This window comes from Streptomyces bambusae (assembly GCF_020532645.1).
In the GTDB taxonomy this organism is placed as follows: Bacteria; Actinomycetota; Actinomycetes; order Streptomycetales; family Streptomycetaceae; genus Streptomyces; species Streptomyces bambusae.
The window spans coordinates 21,305-47,464 of the sequence record NZ_JAJAUZ010000006.1; the positions used below are offsets into that span (position 1 = coordinate 21,305).

Annotated in this window: 24 protein-coding genes; 14 read left to right on the plus strand and 10 right to left on the minus strand. The window is 73.3% G+C overall.

The window, feature by feature from the left end; translation table 11 throughout:
* Positions 1-19: 19 nt before the first annotated feature.
* Positions 20-724: an RraA family protein gene (locus LG634_RS06055; protein ID WP_226732579.1), complete on the minus strand. Its 705-nt coding sequence runs from the start codon at positions 722-724 to the stop codon at positions 20-22.
* A 173-nt stretch (positions 725-897) separates the two neighbouring features.
* Between LG634_RS06055 and LG634_RS06060 the strand changes: the two genes are divergently transcribed.
* On the plus strand, positions 898-1,767 hold the full coding sequence (locus LG634_RS06060; protein ID WP_226732580.1) for an AraC family transcriptional regulator: 870 nt from the start codon (positions 898-900) through the stop codon (positions 1,765-1,767).
* A 90-nt stretch (positions 1,768-1,857) separates the two neighbouring features.
* Here LG634_RS06060 and LG634_RS06065 read toward each other — a convergent pair whose 3' ends face one another.
* Together LG634_RS06065 and LG634_RS06070 are read right to left on the minus strand one after the other, a co-directional pair.
* Complete coding sequence (locus tag LG634_RS06065; RefSeq protein ID WP_226732581.1) at positions 1,858-2,616, minus strand: YqjF family protein; 759 nt, start codon at positions 2,614-2,616, stop codon at positions 1,858-1,860.
* Positions 2,617-2,715: 99 nt separating this feature from the next.
* Positions 2,716-4,128 carry an aminopeptidase P family protein gene (locus LG634_RS06070; protein ID WP_226732582.1) on the minus strand — a complete coding sequence of 471 codons (1,413 nt, stop codon included), beginning with the start codon at positions 4,126-4,128 and terminating at the stop codon, positions 2,716-2,718.
* A 148-nt stretch (positions 4,129-4,276) separates the two neighbouring features.
* Between LG634_RS06070 and LG634_RS06075 the strand changes: the two genes are divergently transcribed.
* Together LG634_RS06075 and LG634_RS06080 are read left to right on the plus strand one after the other, a co-directional pair.
* Positions 4,277-5,260, plus strand: a complete 984-nt coding sequence (locus tag LG634_RS06075; protein WP_226732583.1) for a helix-turn-helix domain-containing protein — start codon at positions 4,277-4,279, stop codon at positions 5,258-5,260.
* A gap of 94 nt (positions 5,261-5,354) precedes the next feature.
* Complete coding sequence (locus tag LG634_RS06080) at positions 5,355-6,146, plus strand: ATP-grasp domain-containing protein (RefSeq protein ID WP_226732746.1); 792 nt, start codon at positions 5,355-5,357, stop codon at positions 6,144-6,146.
* A 38-nt stretch (positions 6,147-6,184) separates the two neighbouring features.
* On the opposite strand, the gene LG634_RS06085 is transcribed toward LG634_RS06080, so the two are convergent.
* On the minus strand, positions 6,185-7,492 hold the full coding sequence (locus LG634_RS06085; RefSeq protein WP_226732584.1) for a sulfite oxidase: 1,308 nt from the start codon (positions 7,490-7,492) through the stop codon (positions 6,185-6,187).
* 279 nt (positions 7,493-7,771) lie between these two features.
* Here LG634_RS06085 and LG634_RS06090 point away from each other — a divergent pair, with 279 nt between their 5' ends.
* Positions 7,772-8,263 (plus strand): hypothetical protein, encoded by a 492-nt coding sequence (locus LG634_RS06090; protein ID WP_226732585.1) that lies wholly within the window; start codon positions 7,772-7,774, stop codon positions 8,261-8,263.
* 86 nt (positions 8,264-8,349) lie between these two features.
* Here the strand turns inward: LG634_RS06090 and LG634_RS06095 are convergent, their stop codons facing one another.
* Together LG634_RS06095 and LG634_RS06100 are read right to left on the minus strand one after the other, a co-directional pair.
* Positions 8,350-8,928 (minus strand): snapalysin family zinc-dependent metalloprotease, encoded by a 579-nt coding sequence (locus LG634_RS06095; protein ID WP_226732586.1) that lies wholly within the window; start codon positions 8,926-8,928, stop codon positions 8,350-8,352.
* 662 nt (positions 8,929-9,590) lie between these two features.
* Positions 9,591-9,731: a hypothetical protein gene (locus LG634_RS06100; protein ID WP_226732587.1), complete on the minus strand. Its 141-nt coding sequence runs from the start codon at positions 9,729-9,731 to the stop codon at positions 9,591-9,593.
* 606 nt (positions 9,732-10,337) lie between these two features.
* Here LG634_RS06100 and LG634_RS06105 point away from each other — a divergent pair.
* The 9 genes from LG634_RS06105 (at position 10,338) to LG634_RS06145 (ending at position 20,503) form a co-directional block, all read left to right on the plus strand.
* A complete protein-coding gene (locus LG634_RS06105) occupies positions 10,338-11,240 on the plus strand; it encodes a hypothetical protein (RefSeq protein ID WP_226732588.1) in 903 nt (300 codons plus the stop codon).
* A 98-nt stretch (positions 11,241-11,338) separates the two neighbouring features.
* The gene (locus tag LG634_RS06110; protein ID WP_226732589.1) at positions 11,339-11,773 is read left to right on the plus strand and encodes an ester cyclase; all 435 of its coding nucleotides are present in this window, start codon (positions 11,339-11,341) and stop codon (positions 11,771-11,773) included.
* 14 nt (positions 11,774-11,787) lie between these two features.
* Positions 11,788-12,411, plus strand: coding sequence for a hypothetical protein (locus tag LG634_RS06115; protein ID WP_226732590.1), 624 nt, complete (start codon positions 11,788-11,790; stop codon positions 12,409-12,411).
* Between the two features lie 84 nt (positions 12,412-12,495).
* Positions 12,496-14,256, plus strand: coding sequence for a hypothetical protein (locus tag LG634_RS06120; RefSeq protein WP_226732591.1), 1,761 nt, complete (start codon positions 12,496-12,498; stop codon positions 14,254-14,256).
* A gap of 31 nt (positions 14,257-14,287) precedes the next feature.
* Positions 14,288-15,760, plus strand: a complete 1,473-nt coding sequence (locus LG634_RS06125; protein WP_226732592.1) for a Dyp-type peroxidase — start codon at positions 14,288-14,290, stop codon at positions 15,758-15,760.
* The gene (locus tag LG634_RS06130) at positions 15,757-16,977 is read left to right on the plus strand and encodes a catalase family protein (RefSeq protein WP_226732593.1); all 1,221 of its coding nucleotides are present in this window, start codon (positions 15,757-15,759) and stop codon (positions 16,975-16,977) included. The genes LG634_RS06125 and LG634_RS06130 overlap by 4 nt, the downstream gene beginning before the upstream one ends.
* Before the next feature lie 33 nt (positions 16,978-17,010).
* On the plus strand, positions 17,011-17,400 hold the full coding sequence (locus LG634_RS06135; protein WP_226732594.1) for a hypothetical protein: 390 nt from the start codon (positions 17,011-17,013) through the stop codon (positions 17,398-17,400).
* Between the two features lie 81 nt (positions 17,401-17,481).
* Complete coding sequence (locus LG634_RS06140) at positions 17,482-19,335, plus strand: peroxidase family protein (RefSeq protein ID WP_226732595.1); 1,854 nt, start codon at positions 17,482-17,484, stop codon at positions 19,333-19,335.
* A 181-nt stretch (positions 19,336-19,516) separates the two neighbouring features.
* The gene (locus tag LG634_RS06145) at positions 19,517-20,503 is read left to right on the plus strand and encodes a trypsin-like serine peptidase (protein ID WP_226732596.1); all 987 of its coding nucleotides are present in this window, start codon (positions 19,517-19,519) and stop codon (positions 20,501-20,503) included.
* Between the two features lie 52 nt (positions 20,504-20,555).
* On the opposite strand, the gene LG634_RS06150 is transcribed toward LG634_RS06145, so the two are convergent.
* Positions 20,556-20,834: a hypothetical protein gene (locus LG634_RS06150; RefSeq protein ID WP_226732597.1), complete on the minus strand. Its 279-nt coding sequence runs from the start codon at positions 20,832-20,834 to the stop codon at positions 20,556-20,558.
* A gap of 297 nt (positions 20,835-21,131) precedes the next feature.
* Between LG634_RS06150 and fabG the strand changes: the two genes are divergently transcribed.
* On the plus strand, positions 21,132-21,917 hold the full coding sequence (gene fabG, locus LG634_RS06155; protein ID WP_226732598.1) for a 3-oxoacyl-ACP reductase FabG: 786 nt from the start codon (positions 21,132-21,134) through the stop codon (positions 21,915-21,917).
* Positions 21,918-21,957: 40 nt separating this feature from the next.
* On the opposite strand, the gene LG634_RS06160 is transcribed toward fabG, so the two are convergent.
* From LG634_RS06160 to LG634_RS06170, 3 genes are all read right to left on the minus strand, one after another.
* Positions 21,958-23,931: an ABC transporter ATP-binding protein gene (locus LG634_RS06160; protein ID WP_226732599.1), complete on the minus strand. Its 1,974-nt coding sequence runs from the start codon at positions 23,929-23,931 to the stop codon at positions 21,958-21,960.
* 430 nt (positions 23,932-24,361) lie between these two features.
* A complete protein-coding gene (locus LG634_RS06165) occupies positions 24,362-24,571 on the minus strand; it encodes a hypothetical protein (RefSeq protein WP_226732600.1) in 210 nt (69 codons plus the stop codon).
* 427 nt (positions 24,572-24,998) lie between these two features.
* Entirely contained in the window at positions 24,999-26,111 is a 1,113-nt protein-coding gene (locus LG634_RS06170; RefSeq protein WP_226732601.1) for an AI-2E family transporter, read from the minus strand.
* Positions 26,112-26,160: the final 49 nt, after the last annotated feature.

Genomic DNA, 26,160 nt, shown 5'->3' on the forward strand with positions numbered 1-26,160 from the left:
GCCGAATCAATGACGGGATCTACTCCTCGATGGCCCCGCCGATGGCCCGCAGGTGCTCGCGGAACGTCGTGCCGTCCCGGTCGCGCGCCGCGAGGTGGTCGGCGAACCGGACCTGGGTGCGCAGGCTGGTGCCGAGCCGCATCCGGGCCGCCTGGTGGCGTTCGGTGTCGCGGATACCACCCGCCGCCGCGGCGATGTCGGCGGCCCGGTCGAGCGGCAGGAAGAGCACCCCGTCGTCGTCGCCGAGGACGAAGTCCTCGCGGGTGACCTCCACCCCGCCGATCCGGGCCGAGACGAGAGAGTCGGGCCCCTGCGGTTCGAGCCGCTGCGGACCGGCGGGCAGCGCCCCCTGGCTGAACACGGGCAGCCGCATGCCGCGCAGCTCGCGGGTGTCCCGGTGCAGCCCCCACACCACCAGGCCGGCCAGCCCGGCCCGTTCGGCCTCCAGGGCCACCAGGTCGCCCACGCACGCCTCGTCGTCACGTCCGGCGTTGTCGACCACGAGCACGTCCCCGGCGTCCGCGTGCCCGATCGCCTCCAGGAACACGTCCACGCTGCCGTGATGACGTGCCGGCCGGGCCCGGCCGGCCATGTGCACGCCGTCGCCCAGCGGCCGCACGGTCGCCGGGGCCTGCCGGATCGGCAGACCCAGCCGCAGGAGCGCGTCCGCCACGTGCGCGGTCGTCAGGTCGAGGTACATGAGCTGCAGTTTCAGGGCGTCCATCGGGTCCGCTTCTCCTCGTCGTACCGGCAGCGCAGCAGGACTGGCACCGGAGTGCCACGCGAGTGCGTACCCAGTCCGCGGAGGCAGGAAGCACCGGCATGATCGGATCGGTTCGCAGCGATCGGGTGCCGGCGGGGTGCCCGCTGCCAGGGTGGGAGTCGAAAGGAGGCCTCGTGATCTCGGCACTCAACCGGCTCGTCGACCTCGTCGAGGAGCAGCTCGCGGAGGATCCCGACGTCAGCGCACTGGCGGCGTCGGTCGGCTCGACCGAATACCACCTGCGCCGGATGTTCTCGTCGCTGGCCGGCATGCCGCTGTCGGAGTACGTGCGGCGGCGGCGCATGACCGTGGCCGCCGCCGAGGTAGTCCGCGGCGAGCACGACCTGCTCGGCATCGCGGTCCGGCACGGCTACGGCTCGGCCGAGGCGTTCGGCCGCGCGTTCCGGGCCGTGCACGGCGCCGGCCCCGGCGACGTGCGCCGCGACGGAGGCCCCCTGCGTACACAACCACAGCTCAGGTTCCGCCTGACCGTAGAAGGGAGCGTCCCCATGGACACCCGCCTCGTCAACCGGCCCGCGTTCCGCCTGGTCGGACACGCCATCCGGGTCCCGCTCGTCCACCAGGGCCCCAACCCCCGCATCCAGGAGCACATCGCCGCGCTGCCGCCCGAGGAGCACCAGCGCCTCAAGGCACTGGCCGACACGGCACCCGAAGGCCTGCTCCAGGTCTGCGACGACGTCGACCCCGACGGCAGGGAGGGCACCGAACTCACCTACCTGCACGGGGTGGCCGTCGGCCGGGACACCCCCGCCCCCGCGGACCTCGACGCCATCGAGGTCCCCGACGGCATGTGGGCGGTCTTCCGCACCAGCGGTCCGCACCCCCAGACCCTCCAGACGGCCTGGGCGGCGACCGCGACCGACTGGTTCCCCTCGAACCCGTGGCGGCTGCGCCCCGGCCCCTCGATCGTCACCACCCTGGACCACGCGCCCGACTTCACCACCGCGACCTGCGAACTGTGGCTGCCCGTCGAACCGGAGTGACCACCGGCCGAACCGGAGTGACCACCCGTCGAACCGGAGTGACCACCGGTCGAACCGGAGCAACCCACCGGCAGCCGCCGTACCCGGCCGCTACCCGACGCGCGGGCCCGCAGCTCCGGCGAGCGACGGGCTGCCGAGACGGACCGGCACCCCCGGCGAGTAGAGCACGCTCACCGGGGCGCCGAGGGGCGCGGTGAGACCGGCCGCGGCGAGCAGGTTCTCCTCGCAGGCCAGGAGGTCCGCGCGGTAGAGGGGCCAGCGAGGATGGTCGTTGGGCAGGTACGCGGTCCTGCCGAAGAAGCGGTTGTGCAGGCCCCAGCGCGCGGTGAGGAAGTGCTCCAGCTCGGTGGGCTCCTCGATCCGCTCGCCCCTGGCCACCGTGATGCGGCTGTGCGCACCGCGCGGGCCGGGCCAGCGCCGGGTACTCGTGTAGCCCACCGTGCCGCCCTCGGTGCGGACGCTCATCCGGGACCACAGGTACGGCAGCCGGAATCCGGCCCGCCCCATCAGGACCGGGAGCAGCCGCGAGGCGTCCATCGACCGGAAGACGACCCCGCGCCGCCCGTGCGCGTCGACCGAGTACAGGCGCACGTTGGTCTCCGGGAACGAGCCGAGGTACGGGATGCCGGGCAGCCGCAGCCAGCCGACCCGGTGCATGCGGAACGCCACCAGCCCGACGTAACTGACCCCGTCGTGCACATCGGGCACCGTTCCGCCCGGCAGGAGCGGGGCCACGACGGCCGGGTCCACGGCCCAGTGGACGAAGGTCAGGTCCAGCCACTGCTGGGTCAGCAGCGGCCCCGCTATGCGGGCGGGTGCGTCGGGCGTCACGGACGAGGGCGGCTGCACGCCGCCAGCATGCCAGAGCACCCGCCGGTCCGGCGCCGCCGGCCGCCCGCCGTTCCGGGCCGGCACGGGCTCGCGCCCGTGCCGGCCCGAGGGCGTCCGTCAGCCCGCGACGCGGGCCATCCACGCCTCGACCTCGTCCGACGAGCGGGGCAGGCCCGCGGACAGGTTCTCGTGGCCGTCGGCCGTCACCAGCAGGTCGTCCTCGATCCGGACGCCGATGCCGCGCCACTCCTCGGGCACGGTGAGGTCGTCCGGCTGGAAGTACAGGCCCGGTTCGACGGTGAGCACCATGCCCGGCTCCAGCACGCCGTCGACGTACTCCTCGTTGCGGGCCTCGGCGCAGTCGTGGACGTCCAGGCCGAGCATGTGCCCGGTGCCGGCCATGGTGAAGCGGCGCTGCAGCCCGAGTTCGTACGCGCGGTCCGCCGGGCCCTCGATGAAGCCCCACTCGACCAGCTTCTCCGCCAGGTACCGCTGGGCCGCCACGTGGAAGTCGCGGTACGCGGCCCCCGGCTTCACCGCGGCCATGCCCGCCTCCTGGGCCTCGTACACCGCGTCGTACACCGTGCGCTGCACGGCGGTGAAGGTGCCGCTGACCGGCAGGGTGCGGGTGACGTCGGCGGTGTAGAGGGTGCGCGACTCCACGCCGGCGTCGAGCAGCAGCAGGTCGCCGGGGCGCACCGGGCCGTCGTTGTCGGTCCAGTGCATGATCGTGGCGTGATCGCCGGCCGCGCAGATCGAGCCGTAGCCGACCGAGTTGCCCTCCAGCCGGGCACGGCGGAAGAAGGTGCCCTCGACCCACCGCTCGGACGACGCCACCGCCCGCGACAGCTCGCCCACGCAGTCGGTGAAGCCGCGCACGGTCGAGTCCACCGCCTTGCGCATCTCGCCTATCTCCCACGCGTCCTTGACGAGGCGCAGCCCGCTCAGCGCCTCCTCCAGCTCCTCGTCGCGCTCCTCGTCGCTGGTGACGGCGGCCTCCAGCGCCGCGTCGACGCCGCGGACGATGCGGGTGGGCACGGCGGAATCGGCGCGCAGGTCGTCCGCCACGGCGCGGACGTCGCGGCAGGACAGTCCGAGCACCCGCTCCGACTCGGCCAGCGAACGGCGGCGGCCCATCCAGAGCTCGGCGTGGTAGCCCAGCCAGAACTCGTCGGTGTCCCGGCCGTCGCGCGGCAGGACGTAGCAGTACGCGTCGTGACCGCCTTCCGGGCGGGGTTCGAGGACCAGGGCGCCGTCGCGGGCCTGGTCGCCGGTCATGTGGACGTAGCCGGAGTACGGGCGGAACGGGTAAGTGTCGTCGTTCGAGCGCGCCTTGAGGTTGCCCGACGGGATCACCAGCCGCTCGCCGGGGAAGAGCGCGGACAGGGCGGCGCGGCGGCGGGCCGCGTACGGAGCCTGTTCGTCGAGCGGGAGTTCGTGCCGCTCGGTGTCCGCCCAGCCCGTCTTCATCAGGGCGGACAGCTCCGCGGAGATCCCCGAGTAGAGGCCGTTCTTCCGGGCCTTCGCCACGTCGTGCACCTGCTTCCGGATCGGGTCGACTGCCGAGGGGCCTCGGCGACTCCCGGACGGTACTGCGGACCCGTGCACCCGGGAGGGCCATGCGTGTCAGTGGCACCGATCGGCCACTGCGGTCTCGCGGACCGGGACAATGCCGTGCATGGCAAACGTGAAACTGGGCGAGGCCCTGCGCCTGCTGGGCATCGGTCCCGAAGCGGGCCGGGTCTACACGGCCCTCCTGGAACTGGCCCCCGTGCCCCTCGCCGCGATCGGGCGGGCCGCCGGGCTGGCCGGCGCCGAACTCGACGCCGCATACGGCGAACTGGTCGATGCCGGGCTGGCCAGCACCGCCGAGGAGGGGGCGGACGTGGTGGCGCCGGTGCCGCCCACCGCAGGGCTGGAGATCCTCGCCCGGCGCCGGGCGGCGGAGCTGGAGAAGTCGCGCATCACCGTGGGCGGGGCGTTCGACTCGTTCCGCCGCCAGCGGCTCGCGGCGTACAACGACCACCTCGTCGAGGTGGTGACCGGCGAGGCCATCGGCCCCCGGATGCGCCACGCCTGGGCCAGCGCCCGGGAGCAGATCCGCCAGCTGGACTCGCCGCCGTACTTCCCGCTGGCCGGAGCCACCGACGACGCCCTGGGAACGCTCGCCCGCGGCATCACCCAGCGGGTCGTCTACTCGAAGGCCTCCCTGGAGGTGCCCGGACAGCTGGAGAACGCCATCGAACCCTGCATCGACGCCGGCGAACAGGCCCGGGTCGCACCGCAGGTGCCGGTGAAACTGGTGATCATCGACGAGGCGTACGCCCTGGTGTCCCTGTCGATCAGGGAGGCGGACGTGCACAACACGATGCTGGTGGTGCAGCCGTGCGGGCTGCTCTCCGCGCTGGTCGCCCTGTTTGAGCAGACCTGGCAGGCGGCCCTGCCCCTCGACGGCCGCGCCACCCGCCCGGCGGGCCTGCTGCCGGCCGACCGCCGCCTGCTCCGCCTCCTCGCCGGCGGCGCCGCCGACGAGGTCATCGCCCGCGAACTGGGCATCAGCCGCCGCACGTTCTTCCGCCGCCTTCAGATCCTGATGGCCCGTCTGGGCGCCGAGAACCGCTTCCAGATGGCCCTGCAGGCCCAGCGCAGCGGCTGGCTGTGAGGGGCACCGCCGGTCCCCGGGCCCGAATCCGGTGGACCGCCGGACCCGATCGGTGACATCGTCGGCGCCTGTGACGAACCACGGATTCCTGGCGATGGCCCCGCAGTACACGACGACGTCCGAGCTGCTCGCGGCGGCGGCGCGGCGGCGCGGAATGGACGTGGAGGTCCTGCCCGCCCGCGGCGGTGCGGGCGGTGCGGCGGGGCGGCACGGCGGCCACTACTACGGCGGCCCCGCCTTCGCGGCACACGTCGCGGACGACCTCGGCGTCGCCCTCCTGGAGCCGACCGACGACTGGCTCGCCGCACTGCCCGTCGCGTACACCCGGCGGCGCATCACCCTGGCGACCCTCGGCGAGGCGCGCGCCCTGCCCGGGCCCGCATTCGTCAAGCCGCCCACCGCCAAGACCTTCCCGGCCGCCGTGTATGCCGTCGGCAGAGACCTGCCGACGGGACCGGACCTGACCGCGGACCTGCCCGTGCAGATCAGCGACGTGGTGACCTGGGCAGCCGAGTTCCGCCTGTACGTCCTGGACGGCGAGGTCCGTACGGGCTCGCAGTACGCCACCTTCGGCCGGCTCGACAGCGCACCACTGCACGGGCACGACCGCGAAGGCGCCGTCCTGGAGTTCGCGGACGGCCTCCTGGCCGCGTGCGGCGCCGGCCTGCCCAGCGCCGTCGTGGTGGACGTGGGCCTCCTGTCCGGCCCCGACCGCGCCGCCGCCGACGCATGGGCGGTGGTCGAGGCGAACATGGCCTGGTTCAGCAACACCTACGCCGCCGACCCCGACCGCGCCCTGGACGTCGTCCTGCGCGCCGCCGGCCCGCGCCCGCGCATGGCGGCCCGCGACCACCGCTTCTGCCGCGCGGTCCGCCCGTCGGGTTGACGCCGCGCCGGTCCCGGTGCTCCCGACCGGACGGGCCGTCAGACCACCGTGACCGGGTGGCGTACCACCGCGTCGAAGAGGTAGCCCTGGGTGTTGTGGACGGCCTTGCTCGGCTGGGTGCGGCCCGTGGTGTCGGTGGCACGGGCCAGGAGGGCGGTGGGGCCCGCGGTGCGCGGGGTCCACGGCACGGACCAGCGGACCCAGGTGCCGCGGCGCGGGGCGTCGTGGAAGCGGGCCCGCCGCCAGTGCGTACCGCCGTCCGTGCTGACCTCGACCCGGTGCACGGGGGCCGCGCCCGACCAGGAGCGGCCGGTCAGGAGGTGGGGGCGGTGCGCCGGGACGGTCGCGCCCGGCCGGAGTTCGAAGGCGCTCTTGAGGGTCTGGCGGGTGAGCGGGGCGCTGCCCTGCGGCGGGTGCTCGGGACCGAAGAGGCGGTAGAGGTCGGTGTTCCAGGGGGTGTAGAGGGGCCGGGCGCTGACCTCGATGTCGCCGACCCACTTGACCGAGGAGATGCCGATCCACTCGGGGACGACGACGCGGACCGGGCCGCCGTGGTCGGCGGGCAGCGGTTCACCGTTCATCTCGTACGCGAGGATGACGTCGTCGAAGGCCTTGGAGACGGGCAGCGGGCGGCGGACCCGGCCGAGGTTCACGCCGTTCGCCACCACCTCGTCGTCGAGGCCCCGGGGCAGTACGTCCACGGCGCGGCGGGTCACGCCCGCCTTCCGGAGCACGTCCGAGAGCCGGGCGCCGCGCCAGCGGGCCACGCCGATCGCGCCGAGGGTCCAGGCGGTCCCGGTGACGGTCTGGCCCTGCTGGGTGGTGTAGAAGCTGCGGCCGTTGCCCGCGCACTCGATGAACAGGGTGCGTTCGACCGCCGGCAGGCGGCGCAGCGCGTCGTACGAGAACTCGACCGGGCCGTGTCCCTCCGGCAGGGCGTCGCCCCAGACGGTCAGGCGCCAGTCGGCGGGGTCGAGACGGGGGGTGGAGGTGTGGTTGCGGACGAAGAACCGGTCCAGCGGGGTGAGGTGGCCGGTGCCGCGCAGGGCCTCGAAGTTTGTCTCGGCGTTGGTGCCGCGCAGGGTGAACAGCTCGGGCGGCAGGGGCTTCACGATGCCGGGTGCGGCCGCTGCCGTGGGCGCGGCGGGAGTCACCGGTCCGGTGCGGGGGGCCGCCCCGGCGGTTTCCGCGGCGGTCAGGGACAGCGGGGCGGCGGCCGCGGCACCCGCCGCGAACAGCGTGAGCAGGTCGCGGCGGTCCACCCCCGCCGAGCGGGCGCGGCCGCGCGCCCACTGGCGCAGGCGCGCGCGGTCGTACTGGCTCTCGTCCGACAGGTCGACGGGCATGACGGGAGGCTCCCTCGGGTCGTGGTTCCCGACGGACCGTAGGAGCCCGCCCCCGTCTGCGGGAACCGCCCGGCTGCGATGGCCACGAACCTGCAACACCGCTGCAACGACCCCGACGGCAGGCGCGCCGGCCCCGGACCTCAGGACAGCCGCGGATGCCGGGGACCGGGGCCGCGCGGGCGGACGCGTCCGGGACGACCGTGTAGGTTGCGTGCAGTCCCGCGGCCGGCAGGTGCGGGCGGGCGAGGGTGCGGGCGGGCGAGGGGGCGGGGTGGGGTCGTGGCGGTGTGCTTCGAGCTGGTGGTGAACTTCGGCGGTGACGTGGCGGCGGCCCGGGCTGCCGCCGGGATCGAGCCGTGGCCCTTCACGCTCCCCTCCGGAGACCACCGGATCCCGCTGCACCGGCCCGTCCTGTCGGTGACCGACGGTTCCGCGTGGCTGTCGGTCCTGCCGGCGGCCGTCGGGTACGGGGTCGCGATGGACGGCAGCCTGCCGCGGTTCGAGCTGACGGAGGCCGAGCTCGCCGAACTCGGCGGCGGACTCTACGGGTTGCTCGCGCGGTTCGAGGGGTACCTGGCGGCCATGGTCGGGTGGGACCCGGAGCCGCTGCTCGACGTCGACGACCTCGCCGCCGACTGGGCCGGGGAGCTCGCCGACGGCGCGCTGCCGGGACTGGTCCTCGCCGAACACCTGCGCACCCGCCTGCCGTTGGGTCCGGAGTGGGTGCCCTTCCGGCCGGGACACGTGTGGCTGCCGTACGGGAGTCGTTGAGCGGCCCCGTGCGGAGGCCCCGCCCGGGCTCGCGCAAGGCGTGCCGGGACGGGGCCGGTGGGGGCACCGCCCCCCCGTGTCGTACGTCAGGGGGCGTCGACGAGAAGCCGGCCGTCGGTCGGCACGGTGGCGGCGAGCGCGGTGGCGTAGGCGGACTGCACCCGGGACCGCTCGGTCGCGTTGGGTACGGCGTTCGTGCAGGCCGTGCCGGCGCTGGAGCCGGACATCAGCTGGCTGCACGGCCCCGGCTTGGTGTCCGGCAGGCCCAGGCTGTGGCCCAGCTCGTGCGCCGTGATGCGCGTCTTGTCGTAGCCCTGGGTCACGGCCTGCGCGCCGAGTTCGACCCGCACCTGCCGCCCCGGACGGACCGGTCCGAGGGTGGCCTGCGGCCAGCCGGTGGTGGCCACGATGACGATCTCGGCCCGGACCCCGGGCGCCGCCTTCACCAGCCGTACGTTGCTGACGTTCGTGTTCCAGGAGGCGACGCCGGCCGCGACGGCCGCTTCCCAGCCGACGGCCCGGCTGTCGTCGTAACGGAGCGTCACCACTGCTGCGGCGGCGTCCGGTACGGCCACGGGCGCGGGTGCGGCGGTCGCGGCAGTCGCGGCCGCGAGGACCAGTGCAGCGGCGGCGGTGCCTGTTTTGAGCCAGGTGCCCAGGGACATGGAGGTGCTCCTTCACGTGTGGGGGACCCGGCCCCTCGGCGGAGCCGGGGCGCGGAGGCGCCGCCACCGCCCGCCGGTGGCCCGGGCGTTCGGACAGCCGCCCCTCCGGAGCCCTAAGAACGTAGCCCCGCACCCCGCCAACCCGTCATGCGCATGCCAGCCATTTCCGCCCACGCGCTCCGGCCGCTGCCCGGTCAGCGGGCGCCACGGGTCGTGCACCTGCCCCCCGGCCGCCCGGCCGCACCCGGATCCGCAGGCGCCCGCCCGGCACATGCCCTGGTGATGGGCCAGTTCCCGGTCGCTACGTGGGGACATGGCGGAGAGGGGGTCTCTCCCGGGCTGCACCCCTCCTGCCCGCCTCGCGCCGCGAAGCCGACGTCCCCGGCCCGGGGCCTCTGCCGCCGGGCGGTTGGACCGGGTTGCGCCGGTCATGTATGGTTGATCTTGTTCTCGCGGCCGGATTCCCCGGTGGTGGGCATGCGTTGGTGGTCCAAGGAAAGGCACCCCACTTCCCGTGGGGGGATGCAGGTGCAAGGCCTGCCCAGCGCTCGAACAAGGCCCCGGTCTCCTCAGGGAGACCGGGGCCTTCTGCGTTGCGTTACGGTGTCCTGCGCGGCCGTCACACGGTCGGTGCACCTGAGGCGGCCGCCCGCCGGCCGTCCCTACGTCCCGCCGTCCCGGCCCAGTCGGCGGTCCAGGAACGCGACCAGGCGCGCCTCCGAACGCAGGAGCCGCTCGCGCTGCTCAGGCGGCAGCGAGGCGAGGGGGTCGACGAGGACCTGTTTCCGGGGGACGAACACCATGTTGCCGCGGTAGATCCGGCACCCGGCACACCAGGCGAGTCCGATGCAGCGCTCGAACAGCGGTGATTCGGGCGGGTGATGGCGGTACCGGTACGAACGGACGCCCGTCCCGCACGCGGCACAGACCCGCCGATCCCCCTCGGGAACGGTTTCCCAACTCCCGACCTTCCGCCACTCCCACCGCCCGGCCGCTGCTCTTCAAGTGGTCATGCCGACCATTCTCACGCACGCACGCACCCACCCACCCACCCACCCGGCCCGGCACAGCCTGCCGGGCATGCCGCTGCGGTGAGCAGTGGGTGGCTGCCGCACCGACGGGGAAGGCGGGATGGTCGAGGGCGGCGATGTGCCGGCCGGTCACCGACTCACGGTGCTGCTCGGGGGGACAGCCGCCGCCACCCCGCCTCAGCGTCGAAATGCGGCTCGTCCCCCTCCGGCGCAGGATGAACGTGGACGTTCAAGTCGGACCGACGGCCGGGGCAGTACTGACGGCCGGTGCTGCCGGGAGTGGCCGGTTCGGTTGCACGGGCGTCCTCCTTCACATTGCCCGGGTGCGTCCCCGTCGGGGGCGGGCGCACGCGTCCGTGCGAGGAAAGGGGAGCATCCATGAGGAAATCCCTGATGGCCGCACTCGCCACCGTCACTGCCACCACAGCCGTCCTGCTGGCCGGTCCGGTCACGTCGGCGAGTGCCGCGTCGCCGTTCTGCAACCAGACGCCGCCGAGTACGTCGATCTTCTTCTACCGGTCCGACAACGGGAATGCCGGCACCGGTACGCTCTCGGCCGGCCAGTGGCAGTTCAAGGCGTCGCTGAACCTCCCGCCCGGCTACACGCACGGCGCCGCGAGCCGTGACTCGCTGCTGCTCTACAACAAGGACACCGGCGCCGGTGAGATCGGTACGTTCACGAACGGCAGGTACGCACGTGTCGGGACCTACGGGTTCGCGCAGGGCTGGACCCACATCGAGGCCTCCGGCGACTCCGTGATCTTCTACAAATCGAACGGTTACGGAGTGACGGGCACCCTCAAGAACGGTGCGTTCCAACAGGTGCGCGTCTACAACAACTTCAGCTCCGGCTGGGGGACGATGGCCGCCTCCTGCGACACGCTGGTCGCGGCGGCCCGGCAGGGAGGGACCGATTTCCCCTGGAGCAAGGTCGGCTACGGCACCCTCACCGACGGCGTCTACACTCACGAGGGCAGCATTCCGCGGGATGACTTCCTGGGAGAGCTGACCGCGACGAAGGACTCCGTGCTGTCCTGGGCGAGGGCCGGCGAAGGGCTCGAAATCCGGGTGTCCAAGGCCACCGAAGGCACCGGCATTTCGTTCAACCAGATCGGCACCTCCGGGGTGTGGAACAAGGTGGGCCGGACCTCGGACAGCCTGTTCTTCTACAAGACCGACGGCACCGCCTGGACTTCGACCCTGGTCAACGGCTCCTACACCAACGTCGGCCCCCTCGCCCAGGTTTCCTCGGGCTGGACCCTCATCGAGGGCGGCGTCTGACCTCGCCCCGGCAACCGCCGCCGGTGCCCGCCAGGCCCGCCCTGCCGTCGCCCGGCGCGACCATAGATTCGCTCCTGTCGTCCCGTGGAGGAGCTCCCATGACAGCCGCGTCCGACCAGGCCCTCGTCCGTCGGTTCTTCGAGGAGGTGTGGAACCGGAACGATCTCGAAGTGGCACGTGACATCGTCCACGAGGACTACGCGTCGCCCGAGGGGCAGACCTTCCCAAGTCTGCCCGGGTTCGACATCCTCGCGGCGGACCTGAAGCTGTACCAGTCGCTGTACCGGGACCTGACGTTCACGATCGAGCGGATGTTCGTGGAGGAGGAGCAGGAGCAGGACCAGGACCAGGAGCAGCAGCAGGTCGTGTGGACGGTCTGGCACGCCACGGGCGAGTCGAAGATCCACACCTTCACCGACCGGCTGGGCAGGATCCGCCCGCAGGAGCTAAGCGCCCTCGGCGTGAGCCTGACGGAGGTGCGCGACGGCAAGGTCGCCTCGCACCGGCTCCTGTGGCCCCGCACCCACCCGTAGAACGGAATCCGCCGATGGCATCCGCAGAGCGCACCGTGTTCCCGCTGGAACTCCGCCCCAAGAGCGGCGTGACGGGTGAGGACGTCAAGAAGGCCGTGGCGCGCGACCTGACCGGGGCGACGCACGATCTCGGCCGGTTCGGCAACGTCAGCGCGGTACGCCTGCTGCATGACCACGCCGACGGCCGCCACCTCCTCCTGGTGTCCACGGACGGCTCGTGGACCCCGGACGCCACGATCGAAAGCCTCGGGGCCATCACCGCGATCGACCGGCTGGGCTCGTTCCACTTCGTCGGCCCGGCCCCGCTCGACGGTGAGGCGACCGCCGGGGGGACCGGACCCGGCCTGGACCTCGGCAACGACATCCGCCTCTTCGAGCTGCACCCGAACGCCGGCCGTACCGCCGACGACCTCGCCGAAGCCGTCGGCACTCAGCTCGTCACGCTGCTCGACGCGCCCCCCACCCGGGCGGGGAACGTCCTGAACGTCTCCCTGCTGAGGGAAGACGACGCCGACCGGCACCTGCTCTTCTTCGGCGTGGACAACGGCACGTCCCGCCGCAACGAGAGCCGCCTCGCCGCCCTCCGCGACACCATGGACGTCAAGGAACTCGGCTCGTTCATCCAGCAGCCCCTGTAAGGACGGGGCGTACCGGGGCACGACATGCCGGGGCGGACAGGCTGAACGTACGATGATGTCATGGCCCGCCCGCGGAGGTGCGTGATGAGCCATGACACCGGGGTGGACGCGGCCCGGTTGCCGGGCATGTCGCGTCCGGCCCTCGATCAGCTGTTCCGCAGCAGTCCGGCCGGCGTGATCCCCACGGGTGAAGGCCGTGGCACGGTCCTGCCGGCGCGCGGCGCCCGGCTGTCGGCAGCGGTCGCCCGGCTGGCGCGCATCGTCGCCTGGAAGGGCAAGGTCTTCGACCCCGGACGCGGCGAACTCCTCAACCGCGTCACCCCGTTCGGCGTGGCCGCGATCCGGGCGGAGGTCTACCGCGGCCCGAGCCGGCTCGACGGCGCGGAGTGCACGGTCCTGGACTACTCCCGGACCTCGTTCCTGGCGCGGTGGATCCGCGACGAGATCCGCGAGATCGCCCCCGGCGTGTACCTCGGCATCGTCTACTGGGGGAAGCACAAGGTCCTGCATTTCGCGCTGACCTTCGACTCTTCAACCACACCCGCCGACGTGGCCGGGGACCCGCACCAGGTGGCCGTCACCATCAGGGCGGTCGTGCCCGGGGACCGGGTCGACGAGGTCCGGCGGCGCCTGGCCGAGGCCGGCCGCAAGGCGGGTCCCGGCGAGATCGTCCCGTTCGCCGAGTTGACCGGCGTCCACTTCGCCCGCCTGGTTCTGGTGCCCGCCGGGGCCGACCTCGCGGGCCGGGCCGTCCCGGCGAGCATCGTCTACATGAGCGAGGTGGACGCCCCGCTGGACGCGCACCTGGCCGACCTGGTCCGCAAGGCCGGCAGCGGTGTCGGCGAGGTCTTCGGCCACTGCGAGGGCTATCCGCCGTCGGACGCCACCGACGCGGCACGCGTCCAATGGCTGCGCGGCCACTGCGTCCCCAGCGCCGCCTTCTACGTCAACACCGTCGGCCGGGGCCTGCGCCAGATCCTCCAGGAAGCCCGGCTGCGCGAGGCGATCGAAGCCTTCCTCGACGAGCGGCCCGCGAGCCCGTCCGGTGCCGCGGCGCCCCGGGACCCCGGGGCCGTACGGGCCGAGATCCAGCGTTTCGTCACCGGCCGGCCCGACCTGGCCTGGGCAGCCCGTCCCGCCGCCCGGCCCGGGACGCGTTGGCGGATCCGGCAGGCCGCGCACCGGGTCGCCGTACCCCTGGCCGGGCTGGCGCTGCTGCCGGTGGCGCTGCTCGTCCTGCCGGTCTGGGCGGTGCTGCTGCGCAGGCACGAGCGGCGCGACGTCCCCGGCCGGGAGCGCCCCGCCCCGGAGCACGTGGCGAGCCTCGCCGCCTGTGAGGACTTCGCCGCACAGAACCCCTTCACCGCGGTCGGCTTCGTCAAGGCCGGGCGGTTCCGGCGGATGACGCTGACCGCAATCCTGTTCGCCGTCGACTACGGGGTCCGCCACCTCTTCCACCGCGGCGACCTCGCCGGCGTCAAGACCATCCACTTCGCACGCTGGCTGTTCATCGACGACAAACGGCGGGTGCTCTTCGCGAGCAACTACGACGGCAGCCTCGAAAGCTACATGGACGACTTCATCGACAAGGTCGCCTGGGGCCTGAACGCCGTCTTCAGCAACGGCCACGGCTACCCGCGCACCCGGTGGCTGGTCCGGGACGGCGCCAGGGACGAACAGGCCTTCAAGTGCTACCTGCGCTGCCACCAGGTGCCGACCGAGGTGTGGTACTCGGCGTACGACACGCTGACCACGCACAACATCGACACCAACGCCCGGATCCGCGCGGACCTGTTCGCAGACCTCGGCCCGGCCGAGACCCAGGCCTGGCTCGCCCTGTTCTGACCAGGGCACGGCCGGAGGAGAGCGTGACGCGATGGCAGCAGGATCCGAACCCGAGCCCCTGGAACTCGACGACATCCAGGGCATCCTCGTCCGCGGCTACAGCAGCCTGACGGCCGCCTGCTTCCTGCTGCTCACGATCGCCGGCCCCGCTGCCCGCCCCGCCCTGGCGCGGCTCGTACCGAAGGCGACCGGTGGCGGTGCGGAGCCGCCGCAGAGGGCGGTGAACCTGGCCTTCACCGCCGAGGGCGTACGGCGCCTGGGCCTGGACGGCCCCGGAGCCGGCGGATTCTCGCAGGAGTTCCTCACCGGCATGGCCGAGCCCAACCGGTCCCGGCTCCTCGGCGACGTGGGGGAGAACGCCCCCCGGCACTGGCTCTGGGGCGGTCCCGGCACCCCGCCCGTCCACGCCCTCGCGCTGCTCTACGCCCGTGACGAGGCGCTGCTCACCGCGCTGGAGGCGGAGGTGCGGCAGGACCTGCTCGGCGCGGACGCCTTCACGGAGACCGCCCGTCTGGGCACGGCCGAGCTGACCGACCGCGAGCCCTTCGGATTCCGCGACGGCATCTCGCAGCCCCTCGTCGAGGGCCTGCCCAAGGCCGCCCGGGCCGGCGGCGACGAGGTCGTCAAGGCCGGCGAGTTCATCCTCGGCTACCCCAACGAGTACGGCCTCCTCACCGACCGGCCGCTGCTGCCGGCCGGGTACGACGCCACGGGCCTGCTGCCCCGCGCCCACGACGGCTCCGGCGCGGACCTCGGCCGCAACGGCAGCTACCTGGTCCTCCGGCAGTTCCGCCAGGACCTCGACGGCTTCCGGCAGTACCTGGAGGACGCGACCCGGCGGCCCGACGGCACCACCGACCCCGAGGCGGCGGGGGAGCTGGCGGCCCGCATGATGGGGCGCTGGCCCAGCGGCGCACCCCTGGTCCGCGCGCCGCACCGGGACGACCCGGCCCTCGCCTCCGACAACGACTTCGGCTACTTCCACACGGACCCCGAAGGCCTCGGCTGCCCGCTCGGCGCCCACGTGCGACGTGCCCACCCGCGCGACTCGCTGGACCCCGACCCCGGCACCGCCCGCTCGATCGCGATCGGCAGACGCCACCGGATCCTGCGCCGCGGCCGCGCGTACGGGCCGGACGGCGGCGCACACGGGCCGGACGGCCGCGCGTACGGGCCCGCCGGCGCGGCAGCGTCCGGCACGGACGACGGCAGTGGGCTGCACTTCCTGTGCCTCAACGCCAACATCTCCCGCCAGTTCGAGTTCATCCAGCACACCTGGCTCAACAACCCCACCTTCAACGGGTTGTACGACGGCCCGGACCCCATCGCCGGAGCCCGCCAGGACCACCGCTCGACCTTCACAGCCCAGGCCAGACCGGTCCGCACCCGCTACCGCGACCTGCCGCAGTTCGTGTACGTCCGCGGCGGCGCCTACTTCTTCCTGCCCGGCCTCCGCGCCCTGCGCTACCTCTGCGAGGGCACCCGAATGGAGCCCGGGCCGTGAACGCGGCACGGCGCCTCAACGACGCCCTCCTCGCCCTGGTCCACCTCGAACGGCGCATCGACCCGTACGTCCGCCCCCTGTTCGACCGGACCCTCCGCGGTCCCCTGCAGGCGCTCGTGCAGTGGATCGTCAACCTCCGGCGCCGTGACCGGCACCTCGGTCCCGCCGAAGAACTCCCGCTCCCGGAGGAGAAGGAGGTCACCGAGGCCATCACCCGGCAAATGGCCCGGTTCGTCCACCGCGAATACACCCCGGGCACCGCCCGACGGGCCGGCAACACCAAGACGTACGGGATCGTCCACGGCGAGTTCACCGTGCGCGAAGACCTGCCCGAGCACCTGCGCCACGGCGTGTTCCGCCGCCCCGCCACCTTCCGCGCCTGGGTCCGCTTCGCCGGTCCCGGCCCGCTCGCCCCGCCCGACATCAAGGACAACGGCGTCCTCAGCATCGCGGTCAAACTCATGGGGGTCGAGGGCCCGACGCTGCTCGACGACGAGCAGGGCACGCAGGACTTCACCGGCATCAGCGCACCGACGTTCACCACTCCGGACATCACCGACAACCTGCTCCTCCAGCAGCACGTCTACGCCGGCACGCCCCTGCTCTACTTCCTCGGCCCGCGCCACCCGCACCTGTGCGACCTCCTCATGCAGGGCCTGTACGCCAAGACGCACACCAGCCCGCTGGAGACGCGCTACTGGAGCTGCGTGCCGTACCTGCTCGGCGAGGGCCAGGCCATGCAGTACTCCCTCGTGCCGCGCGAACGGACCCGCAGCCGGGTCCCGTGGCACCCGCCCGACGACTACCTGCAACAGGCTCTGGCCGGAGCAGTGCGCCGACGGGACGTCGTCCTCGACTTCCTCGTGCAGATCCAGACCGACCCGCACCGGATGCCCGTCGAAAACGCCTCCGTCGTCTGGCCCGAGCGGCTGTCCCCGTACGTCCAGGTCGCCGAACTCCGTCTTCCCAGGCAGGAATTCGAGGAATCCGAGCAGTTCGCCCTGGCCGACCGGCTGTCCTTCAACCCGTGGCACGCCCTGCCCGAGCACCGTCCGCTGGGCAACCAGAACCGCGCCCGCCGCGAGATCTACCTGCACCTGTCACGCCTGCGCCAGTCCATGAACGGCACGCCGCACGGGGATCCGGGCCGGGCGGACCAGGGCGCCGCGCCGGCACGGCGAGCGGGGCCTCCCGGTGTCCACTATCGTCATGTGTAGTACGAGATTTCCCCTCTGGAAGGGGTACTGGCCATGGACCCGCGCACGGTCGCGCGCTACAGCCTGGCCGGGATCCGGCTGGTGAACGGCGTGGCGGCGCTGGCCGCCCCGCAGGTGGTGGCCCGCCGGCTGGGGGCGGACGAGCACCAGCCCGGCCTCGTCCACGTCCTGCGCATGTTCGGTGTCCGCACCGTGTTCATCGGCGCCGAACTGCTGCTCCTCAAGGACCCCGACAGAGTCGCACAGGCGCTGCGCATCGGCACGCTCATCCACACCAGCGACGCGCTGTCGGCGGCCGCGGCCGGCCGGCACGGCATGCTCCCGCCGCGCGCCGCGATGACCACCACCGCCATCTCGACGGTCAACGTGGCCCTCTCCCTCGTGGCCCAGCTGCCCGGAGGAGCGGTCCGGGGCCGCAGCTGAGCCTGGCCGCACCCGGCACCACCGTTTCCCCCGCTCCCGCTCCCGCTCGCCGACCGGCGCCACGCCGGAAGGAGTTCGACCATGCGCAAGCCTTCCGACGGCACCACCGCCGACCGGGCCGCCCCGCAGCCCGCCCGCGGCACCGGCTCCTCACCCTTCCTGCGCCTGTACGACGACCTGGCGCTCGCCGCCGACCGCAAGTTCGGCTGGCAGAACCTGCCGACCCCGCTCGGCCTCGCCACGCTCATGGGCCTGCGCGGCAACCTGCGCCGCAAGAACCTCTTCGACACCGGCTCCTATCCCGTGCAGAACCCGCCCGACATCGAGCCACCCGCCACCCGGCACCTCACCGAACGCACCGCCGACGGTTCCTACAACGACCTCGACGAGCCCCGCATGGGCATGGCCGGCTCCCGCTTCGGCCGCAACGTGCCGCCCGAGGAGACCTACCCCGAGCCCCTGCCGGACCTGATGTCGCCCAGCCCCCGCGAGGTGAGCCGGAACCTGCTGACCCGCCACGAGTTCATCCCGGCCGGCTCCGTCAACGCCCTGGTCGCGTCCTGGCTGCAGTTCATGGTCCGCGACTGGGTCGGCCACGGCCAGGGCGCCGTAGACGACCCCTGGCTGATCGAGCTGCTGCCCGACGACCCCTGGCCGGACCGCCCCATGATCGTGCCCCGCACCCTGCCGGACCCCACCCGCCCCGAGGGCGGCGACGGCCTGCCGCCCACGTACCTCAACGAGCACTCGCACTGGTGGGACGCATCCCAGGTCTACGGCAACGACCTGACGGCGCAACGGCAGCTGCGCTCGGGCGAGGACGGCAAGCTCAGGGTCCCCCACAACGGCTCGCTCTTCCCCGACGGCCCCCAGCCGGACCCCGCCACCACCCCGGGCTTCTGGGTCGGCCTGCTGATGATGCACCACTTGTTCATCCTGGAGCACAACGCCATCTGCGACCGGCTGGCCGGCGAGTTCCCCGCCTGGACCGACGAACAGCTCTTCCAGCGGGCCCGGTTGATCAACGCGGCCCTCATCGCGAAGATCCACACCGTCGAGTGGACCCCGGCCGTCATCAGCCACCCGACCACCGTGACCGCCATGCACGCCAACTGGTACGGGCTGCTCGGCAGGCGCGTCCACCGGCTCCTCGGCCGGGTCAGCCGCAACGAGGTGCTCAGCGGCATCGTCGGCGGACGCCCCGACCACTTCGGCGTCCCGTACGCGCTCACCGAGGAGTTCGTCGCTGTCTACCGGATGCACCCGCTGGTGCCCGACGACTGGAGCTTCCGCTCGGCCGCCGACGACGCCCCGCTCCAGGAGGCCTCGTTCGCCGAGCTGACCGGACCGCACGCCTACGAGATCTACCGCAAGCACAGCCCCACGGACCTGTTCTACTCCTTCGGCACCTCCCACCCCGGGCTCGTCACGCTGCACAACTACCCCGGTTTCCTGCAGAAGTTCGAACGCCCCGACGGCAAGCTGATGGACCTGGCCGCCGTCGACGTACTGCGCATCCGGGAGCTGGGCGTACCCCGCTACAACGAGTTCCGGCGGCAGCTCCACCTCAAGCCCGCCGCGGACTTCGGCACCCTCACGGACAACCCCGCCTGGGCCGAGGAACTGCGCCGGACGTACGGCGGCGACATCGAACGCGTCGACCTGATGGTCGGGTTGTACGCCGAGCCCCGCCCCAAGGGCTTCGCCTTCAGCGACACGGCCTTCCGGATCTTCGTCCTGATGGCGTCCCGCCGCCTCAACAGCGACCGCTTCCTCACCACGGACTACACCCCCCAGGTGTACACGCAGACCGGCCTGGACTGGATCGAGGACAACAGCATGACGACCGTCCTCCTCCGCCACTTCCCGGACCTGCGCGCAACCCTCCGCTCGGTCGACAACGCCTTCGCCCCGTGGGCCACCGCCTCCAGATAGGCGCCGACCCGCCGCGGACCGACCCCGACCGATCGCCGCCCGGTACCGCCCGGCGCTGACCACATGGCGGAAGGCCGGACGTGTGCTTCTCGGCGACGCCCTGCCCGTCGTCCGCCCGCCGCGCTCGTCCCTCCCTACTGTGAGGCCCGCACGCTTCGCTTCGCCGAGAGGACGGGTGGAAATGTCCGAACCGATTCTGCCGGAGAACTGGGGTTCGACCTTCGAGCGCGCCGCGTCGGCGCCGGAGGCCACCGAGCACGAATTCCCGCCCCGCCCGGAGGTGGTCGTCGTCTCCGAGGCCGACCTCACCGGGCAGGCCGACGGGCAGGGTGCGAACGAGCCCTACCGGCCCGCGGACGCACCCCTGCACGCGCTCCCGCAACTGCTGCGCCCGGAGGGGGCCAGGGCGCCGCTGTGGAAGCGGCCCCCCGGGGCGCAGGACGAGCGGGGCGAGCCGTCCACGGTCTTCCCGCCGGAAGACCGCAGGGTGATCTTCGATACCGCCTACCCGTGGCGGACCTGCGGACGCGTCGCCGTCCCCGGCGGCTCGGGATCGGGCGTCATGGTGGGCCGCCGCCACATGCTCACCGCGAGCCATGTGGTGCCCTGGCGTGCGGACGGCAGCGCCGACTGGATGACCTTCACGCCGATGCAGTACGACACGAGCACCCCGTTCGGGTCCGCCCACGTCACCCGCCTCTTCTTCTGGCAGCGGGTGAACGGCGCCGACGGCATCCAGTCCAACGAGGCCGCCTTCGACTACGTGGTCTGCGTGCTCAGCAGCCCGCTCGGCGACAGCACCGGATGGATGGGCAGCGCGCACGACTACACGCCCGGCTGGAACGGCCGGGCGTTCTGGTCGCACATCGGCTACCCGGGCGACATCGCATCGAGCCTCCGGCCCGTCTACACGTCGAACGGCGTCATGGACAGCACGGTCAACGAGTCCTTCGCGGGCCGCAACGGCATCCGCATCATGCACCGCAACGACGTCCGACCCGGCCAGTCCGGCGGCCCGTACTTCGGCTGGTGGACCGGCGAGTCCGGACCGCACGTGGTCGCCGAGCAGAGTGCCGAGAACTGGGGCATGGCGGGCGGCCCGAACGCCGCGGGAGGCGGGTCCGCGCTGCGGGAGCTCGTCGCCCACGCACGCACCGTCGAACCCTGATCCCCGTTCCCGAGCCGTGAGCCGTGAGCCGTGAGCCGTGAGCCGTGAGCCGTCAGCCGCGCGTCGGCTCGCCCTTGTCGTCCCGCTGCCCGGGTGGCCGCCGCCACCGGGGCCGCGGCGCTTCCCCGGGCGGCGGCGCCGGCAGGGGCGGCACCTCCACGGGCCGGCCGCTGCCCGGGTGCGCGGCCGTACGGCTCTCGTCCTCCTCGGCGCCCTCGGGCTCCGTCACCTGTACGACGTCGGGCCGCGGCGGAGCCCCCTCCGCCGGGGCCGGCCGCGGGCCGGGGCCGAAGTGTTCCTCCCAGTCGGCGGGGGGAATCGGATCGGACATCGTCGCCTCCGGGGATGCAGGGCACGCTTCCGTACACGTACCGCCCGTACCGTTCCAGCGTAGTGGCCGGGCGTGCCCCGGCCCCGGGGCCGGGCCGGCGGTGACCGGCCGGGCGTGCAGCGCACCGGGCGGGGCACCCCGATCCGGCTCATCCGTTCGGATGAGCCGGCCGGCGGCCGGGTGCCGGTCAAGGCGGCCCACCGGCGCCGCGAGCCCCGGAGGCCGGTGCCGGATCGGCTACGGTCGGCGCCCGCGGACCAAGCCGGACGCGCCCCCGAACGACGAGGCGGACCAGCCATGACCACCACCCCCTGGCACGAGCGGTCCGTCGTCGTGACGGGCGGAACGCGCGGCATCGGACGCGGGATCGCCGAACTGTTCGCCCGCCGGGGCGCGGCGGTCCTCCTGACCGGCCGGGACGCGGAGGCCGCCCGCGCGGTCGCCACCGACCTCGCCCGGTCCACCGGCGGCCGCGTCGCCGGCGCCGGCGTGGACGTGCGCGACGCACACGCAGTGGAGGCGGCCGTCACCGCCGCCGAACGACTCCACGGGCACGTCGACATCCTCTGCGCGAACGCCGGCATCTTCCCGGAGAAGCCGCTGCGGGAGATGACGGCGGCCGACATCGACGAGGTCCTGGAGGTGAACCTCCGCGGCTGCATGCTCACCACCCGGGCCTGCCTTCCCGCCATGGAACGCTCCGGCCACGGCCGTATCGTCCTGACCTCCTCCATCACCGGCCCCACCACCGGTTACACCGGCTGGTCGCACTACGGGGCGAGCAAGGCCGGCCAGATCGGGTTCCTGCGCGGCGCCGCCCTGGAGCTGGCCCCGGCGGGCATCACCGTCAACGCCGTCCTGCCGGGGAACGTCCGTACCGAGGGCCTGGCGGAACTGGGCGAGGACTACCTGCGGCGGATGGCGTCCTCGATCCCGCTGGGCAGGCTCGGCGAGACCGCCGACATCGCCCACGCCGTGGCGTTCCTCGCCTCGGACGAGGCCGCGTTCATCACCGGCCAGACCCTCATCGTCGACGGCGGCCAGACCGTCCCGGAATCCCTCGACGCCCTCGCCACCCTGTGACGGCGGCCCGGCACCCGGCCGTCCCGCGGGCGGCAGCCGCTCACCGTCCCGGCTCCCGGTCGGCGGTGCCGGACCGGTAGCCGCTGGCCTGCAGCGTGAACATGTCCGCATAGGCGCCGCCCGCCGCCATGAGCTCCTCGTGGGAGCCGGACTCGACGATCCGGCCCGCGTCGAAGACGAGGATCCGGTCGCACGCGACGACGCTCGCCAGCCGGTGCGAGATCAGGACCGTGATCTGGTCCTTGCGCAGCCGGCCGCGCAGGACCGCCTCGTACACGGCGTGCTCGGACGGCGGGTCCATGCTGGCCGTCGGCTCGTCCAGCAGGAGCAGCACCGCTTCCTGGTACAGGCCGCGGGCCACCGCGATCTTCGCCCACTGCCCGCCCGACAGCTGCTGGCCGCCCTTGAAACGCCTCGACAGCAACGCCGTCCACTGACCGGGAAGCGCCGCGACCACCCCGTCCGCGCCGGAAGCCTCCACGGCGGCCATGGCCCGCTCGGGGACGGCCTCGGTGAGCGTGCCCGACCCGGCGGTGACGTTCGCCAGCGCACTGAACGGGAACCGCACCGGATCCTGGAGCACACAGGCGACCCGCCGGTGCACCGACCGGGCGTCCATCTCGCGCACGTCGACACCGTCCCAGCGCACGCTGCCCCGCTGCGCCTCGTACAGCCCGGCCAGCAGCTTGGCGCACGTCGACTTGCCCGAGCCGTTGAGGCCGACGAACGCCACCGTCTGCCCGGCGCGGAGGGTGAAGGAGACCCCGTCGAGGGCCGGGGTGTCCTTGCCGGGGTAGGTGAAGTGGACGTCGTCGACCGTGATCTCTCCGACTTCGGCCGGTGCCTCGACCTCCGAGGCGCGGGGCAGGAGGCGGCGGCTGCGCTCCTGGACGGCGAGGAGGTCGTCGACCCACAGGGCGTGCTCGTAGACGAGGTGGCCGACGTCGACGAGCCGGGTCAGGGCGGACTGCCCGGCCTGGATGGCCAGCACCGCTCCGGCACCGGCGGCCAGCGGCAGCCAGCCGCCGATCAGCATGGCGGCCAGGGCCGTGTACGTGACGCCGGTCCCGATCCCGCCGACCGCCCGGCCGGCCAGGTTGAGCAGGGCGGAGCCGACCCCGAGCCGGGTGTCCTCCTCGGCGATCTTCGTGGTCAGCCGGCGGTGTTCGTCGAGCAGGGCGCGCTGGACCGTGTCGGAGCGGAGTTCCGCGGCGGCGTCCACGTCCAGCAGGAGCCAGGAGAACACCCGGACCCGGCGCTGGAGCGCGTTCCACCGCTTGAAGGAGTTGAACCGGGCCCGCGCGCTGTGCACGGCGGCCGCACCCACCGGCAGTACGGACAGCAGCAGGAGCGGCAGGAGCGCGGGGTGCAGGACGCCGAGCACGCCGGCGGTGCCGAGGAGGGAGAGGGCGGCGGAGGCGAGGGAGACGACCTGGCCGACGATCATCCGGGCGTAGAACAGCCCGCGGTCGTTGGCGCGGTGCACCTCGTCGTGCCAGTCGGAGTCCTCCACGGCCTCGAGCCGCACGTGTGCGGTCAGGCTGAGGAACTCGCACTCCAGCGCCGTACGGATCTTGGGTGTGACATGGCCCTGGGCGACCGCCACGGCGGTGTCGAGCAGGGCGCGGGCGGCGAGGAAGCCGGCCACCAGGAGGATCTGGGGGACGGCGGCACGCACCCGGTCCGGTGTGGGGCCCTCGGCGAACAGGTGCCGGAGCACGCCGACCGAGGCGATCAGCCCGAACGCGGCCATGGCGGCCGAGGCGAGCTGGCAGACGACCGCCGCGATCATGGCCCGGCGGTCCGCCTTCCAGGCGAGCCGGCCGACGAGCGCGATGATCTTCGGCAGCCGGGTCAGGACCTGGCGCACGGTGGCACTGGCGGCGGCGCCGTCGTGAACGGACCAGTACGTCTCCTTCAGGCCGTCGGTGAGGTCCCCGTCCTCCGGCCCGGCGGGGAGCGTGGCCGGGGGCAGGGACAACGGGGCGGACCGGGGGGTCGGTGCACGGTTCACGGTGTCCTCCATCCGGGCGCCGTCCGAGGAAGTCCGCGTGACGCCTGCGTAACTCACGGGCGGTCAGGTGCCGTCCGTGGCGCCGCGTAACTGCCCAGGCCCACCGGGCAGTACACGTACTTGTCGACCGGGACGCCGAGGAGCGTGCGGTGGGACGAGAAGGAGCACTCGGTGTCCCGGGGTGGCGTTGCAGAGGTCCATGTCGAGGGCGCCGGGGGCTCGGTGCGGGAGGCTCGGGGTGGGAGCTGACGCCGGACCGGGCGCCCAGGCCGCGGCCACGCACGGGCTGCGCGGCAGCGTCACCGGCCGCCGGGCCCGGTGTGCCGGGTGCCGTGACAGGGGCGGCCGTGGACGGGGCCGTGCCGGCGGGGGCGGCTCGCCGAGCGCCGCCCCGGTCAGTCCGTTTCGACCGGGCCGTTGTGCCGCGCCGTCAGGCGACGTTGGAGGTGGGGGCGGAGTCGTCGAGCGGGGGCTGCCCGAGGTTCTCGCGCAGGTCCTCCCAGGAGGTGACGCGTTCCAGGTCGACGCCCTCGCCGGCCAGCCGCTCCAGGACGTAGGCGATCTGCGGGTCGCAACCGGCCAGCTCCCGCGCGTCGGCCCGGAGGGCTTCCTGCTCGGCCGGGTCGAAGACGATCCGCATCGCGGCCTCCAAGTCGTGGGTGCTGCATCGAGGCTAGGGGGTGTTGCGAAGGGCCTGTGCGGTGCCCGCGGTGTCCGGTGCGTGCTCTCGGCGTGCCGGGCGAAGGCCCTCGTACTGGGCGTACTCGGGGCTTCGGCCGGTGCGGCGAGAGGGCGTGCCGGGCGCCGTGGGCGCCGTGCGGGACTTTCGCAACACCCCCTAGCGCAGCGGGACGCCGCCGGAACCCGGAACGTACGGAGCATCCCACGGCCGGCGCTTCCTTCCCGGCGGCTTCGGCGGTACTGGCGGTGATCGTCGGCGGCGGCCTCGCCGTCGCCTTCCGGTACGGGCTCGGCGCGGTGAACCGGTCCCACGAACGCCGAAGCCGCCGCCGGAGCGGGCAGTCGCTCCTTGCGGCGGCCGCGGAGACCGTCGGCCCGCCCCGGTCCTACGAGGGGACGGGGGCGGGCTGCACGGGGTCGGCCTCGGGCTCCTGCGGAGGCTCGCCGAGCTGGTCGCGCAGGTAGTTCCAGAACACGGCGATCATGGCGGCCGCCGGCACGGCCAGGAGGCTGCCCACGACGCCGGCCAGGCTGCCGCCCAGCGTGACGGCCAGCAGGATCACCGCCGCGTGGAGGCCCAGACCGCGGCTCTGGATCATGGGCTGGAAGACGTTCCCTTCGAGCTGCTGCACGACGACGATGATGGCCAGCACGATCAGCGCGTCCGTCAGCCCGTTCGACACCAGGGCGATGAGCACCGCGACGAGACCGGCGAACAGGGCTCCCACGATCGGCACGAACGCGGAGACGAACGTCAGCACCGCCAGCGGCAGCACCAGCGGCACGCCCACGATCCACAGCCCCAGCCCGATGAACACGGCGTCGAGCAGGCCCACGAAGGCCTGGGAGCGGACGAACGAGCCCAGGGTCTCCCAGCTGCGCCGCGCCACCACGGGGACGTCGGTGGCGAGACGGCCGGGGAGCTGGCGGGCGAGCCAGGGCAGGAAGCGCGGCCCGTCCTTCAGGAAGAAGAACATCAGGAACAGCGCGAGGACGGCCGTGACCAGCCCGTTGAAGACGGTGCCCACGCCCGTGGCGACGGTGGACACCGCGCTGCCGACGCTGTTCTGGAGGCGGTCGGTGGCCTGGTCGAACGCGCCGGCGATCTGCTCGTCGCCGATGTTGAGCGGCGGGCCGGCCGCCCACTCGCGCAGCCGCTGCAGACCCTCGGTCACGCCCGTGACGAGTTCGCCCGACTGCGAGGCCACGGGCACGGCGATGAGCGCCACGATCCCCGCGGCCACGAGCAGGAACAGCACGGTCACCACGGAGGCGGCCAGCGTCGGCGCCCACCCCCGGCGACGCAGGTACGCGGCCAGCGGCCAGGTCAGAGTGGTGAGGAGGAGAGCGACTATGAGGGGCCAGACGACCGACCACATCCGGCCCAGGACCCACAGGGTCACCCCCGCCATGACCAGGACCACCAGCGACTGGGCGGAGACCCGCGCCGATGTGCGGAGAGCGGCCGCAGCCCGTGTGGAACTCAACGTGACAGACATGGGGCCACACTAGTCACCCTGCGTACGTACCCGGGCCATCGCCCGCGGT

Excerpts from the sequence above, each read along its gene's own strand:
- LG634_RS06055 (WP_226732579.1), bottom strand. The coding sequence starts at position 724 with ATGGACGCCCTGAAACTGCAGCTCATGTACCTCGACCTGACGACCGCG.
- LG634_RS06075 (WP_226732583.1), top strand. The coding sequence starts at position 4,277 with ATGGCAAACGTGAAACTGGGCGAGGCCCTGCGCCTGCTGGGCATCGGT.
- LG634_RS06080 (WP_226732746.1), top strand. The coding sequence starts at position 5,355 with ATGGCCCCGCAGTACACGACGACGTCCGAGCTGCTCGCGGCGGCGGCG.
- LG634_RS06085 (WP_226732584.1), bottom strand. The coding sequence starts at position 7,492 with ATGCCCGTCGACCTGTCGGACGAGAGCCAGTACGACCGCGCGCGCCTG.
- LG634_RS06095 (WP_226732586.1), bottom strand. The coding sequence starts at position 8,928 with ATGTCCCTGGGCACCTGGCTCAAAACAGGCACCGCCGCCGCTGCACTG.
- LG634_RS06100 (WP_226732587.1), bottom strand. The coding sequence starts at position 9,731 with ATGGTGTTCGTCCCCCGGAAACAGGTCCTCGTCGACCCCCTCGCCTCG.
- LG634_RS06105 (WP_226732588.1), top strand. The coding sequence starts at position 10,338 with ATGAGGAAATCCCTGATGGCCGCACTCGCCACCGTCACTGCCACCACA.
- LG634_RS06110 (WP_226732589.1), top strand. The coding sequence starts at position 11,339 with ATGACAGCCGCGTCCGACCAGGCCCTCGTCCGTCGGTTCTTCGAGGAG.
- LG634_RS06115 (WP_226732590.1), top strand. The coding sequence starts at position 11,788 with ATGGCATCCGCAGAGCGCACCGTGTTCCCGCTGGAACTCCGCCCCAAG.
- LG634_RS06120 (WP_226732591.1), top strand. The coding sequence starts at position 12,496 with ATGAGCCATGACACCGGGGTGGACGCGGCCCGGTTGCCGGGCATGTCG.
- LG634_RS06125 (WP_226732592.1), top strand. The coding sequence starts at position 14,288 with ATGGCAGCAGGATCCGAACCCGAGCCCCTGGAACTCGACGACATCCAG.
- LG634_RS06135 (WP_226732594.1), top strand. The coding sequence starts at position 17,011 with ATGGACCCGCGCACGGTCGCGCGCTACAGCCTGGCCGGGATCCGGCTG.
- LG634_RS06140 (WP_226732595.1), top strand. The coding sequence starts at position 17,482 with ATGCGCAAGCCTTCCGACGGCACCACCGCCGACCGGGCCGCCCCGCAG.
- LG634_RS06145 (WP_226732596.1), top strand. The coding sequence starts at position 19,517 with ATGTCCGAACCGATTCTGCCGGAGAACTGGGGTTCGACCTTCGAGCGC.
- LG634_RS06150 (WP_226732597.1), bottom strand. The coding sequence starts at position 20,834 with ATGTCCGATCCGATTCCCCCCGCCGACTGGGAGGAACACTTCGGCCCC.
- fabG (WP_226732598.1), top strand. The coding sequence starts at position 21,132 with ATGACCACCACCCCCTGGCACGAGCGGTCCGTCGTCGTGACGGGCGGA.
- LG634_RS06165 (WP_226732600.1), bottom strand. The coding sequence starts at position 24,571 with ATGCGGATCGTCTTCGACCCGGCCGAGCAGGAAGCCCTCCGGGCCGAC.
- LG634_RS06170 (WP_226732601.1), bottom strand. The coding sequence starts at position 26,111 with ATGTCTGTCACGTTGAGTTCCACACGGGCTGCGGCCGCTCTCCGCACA.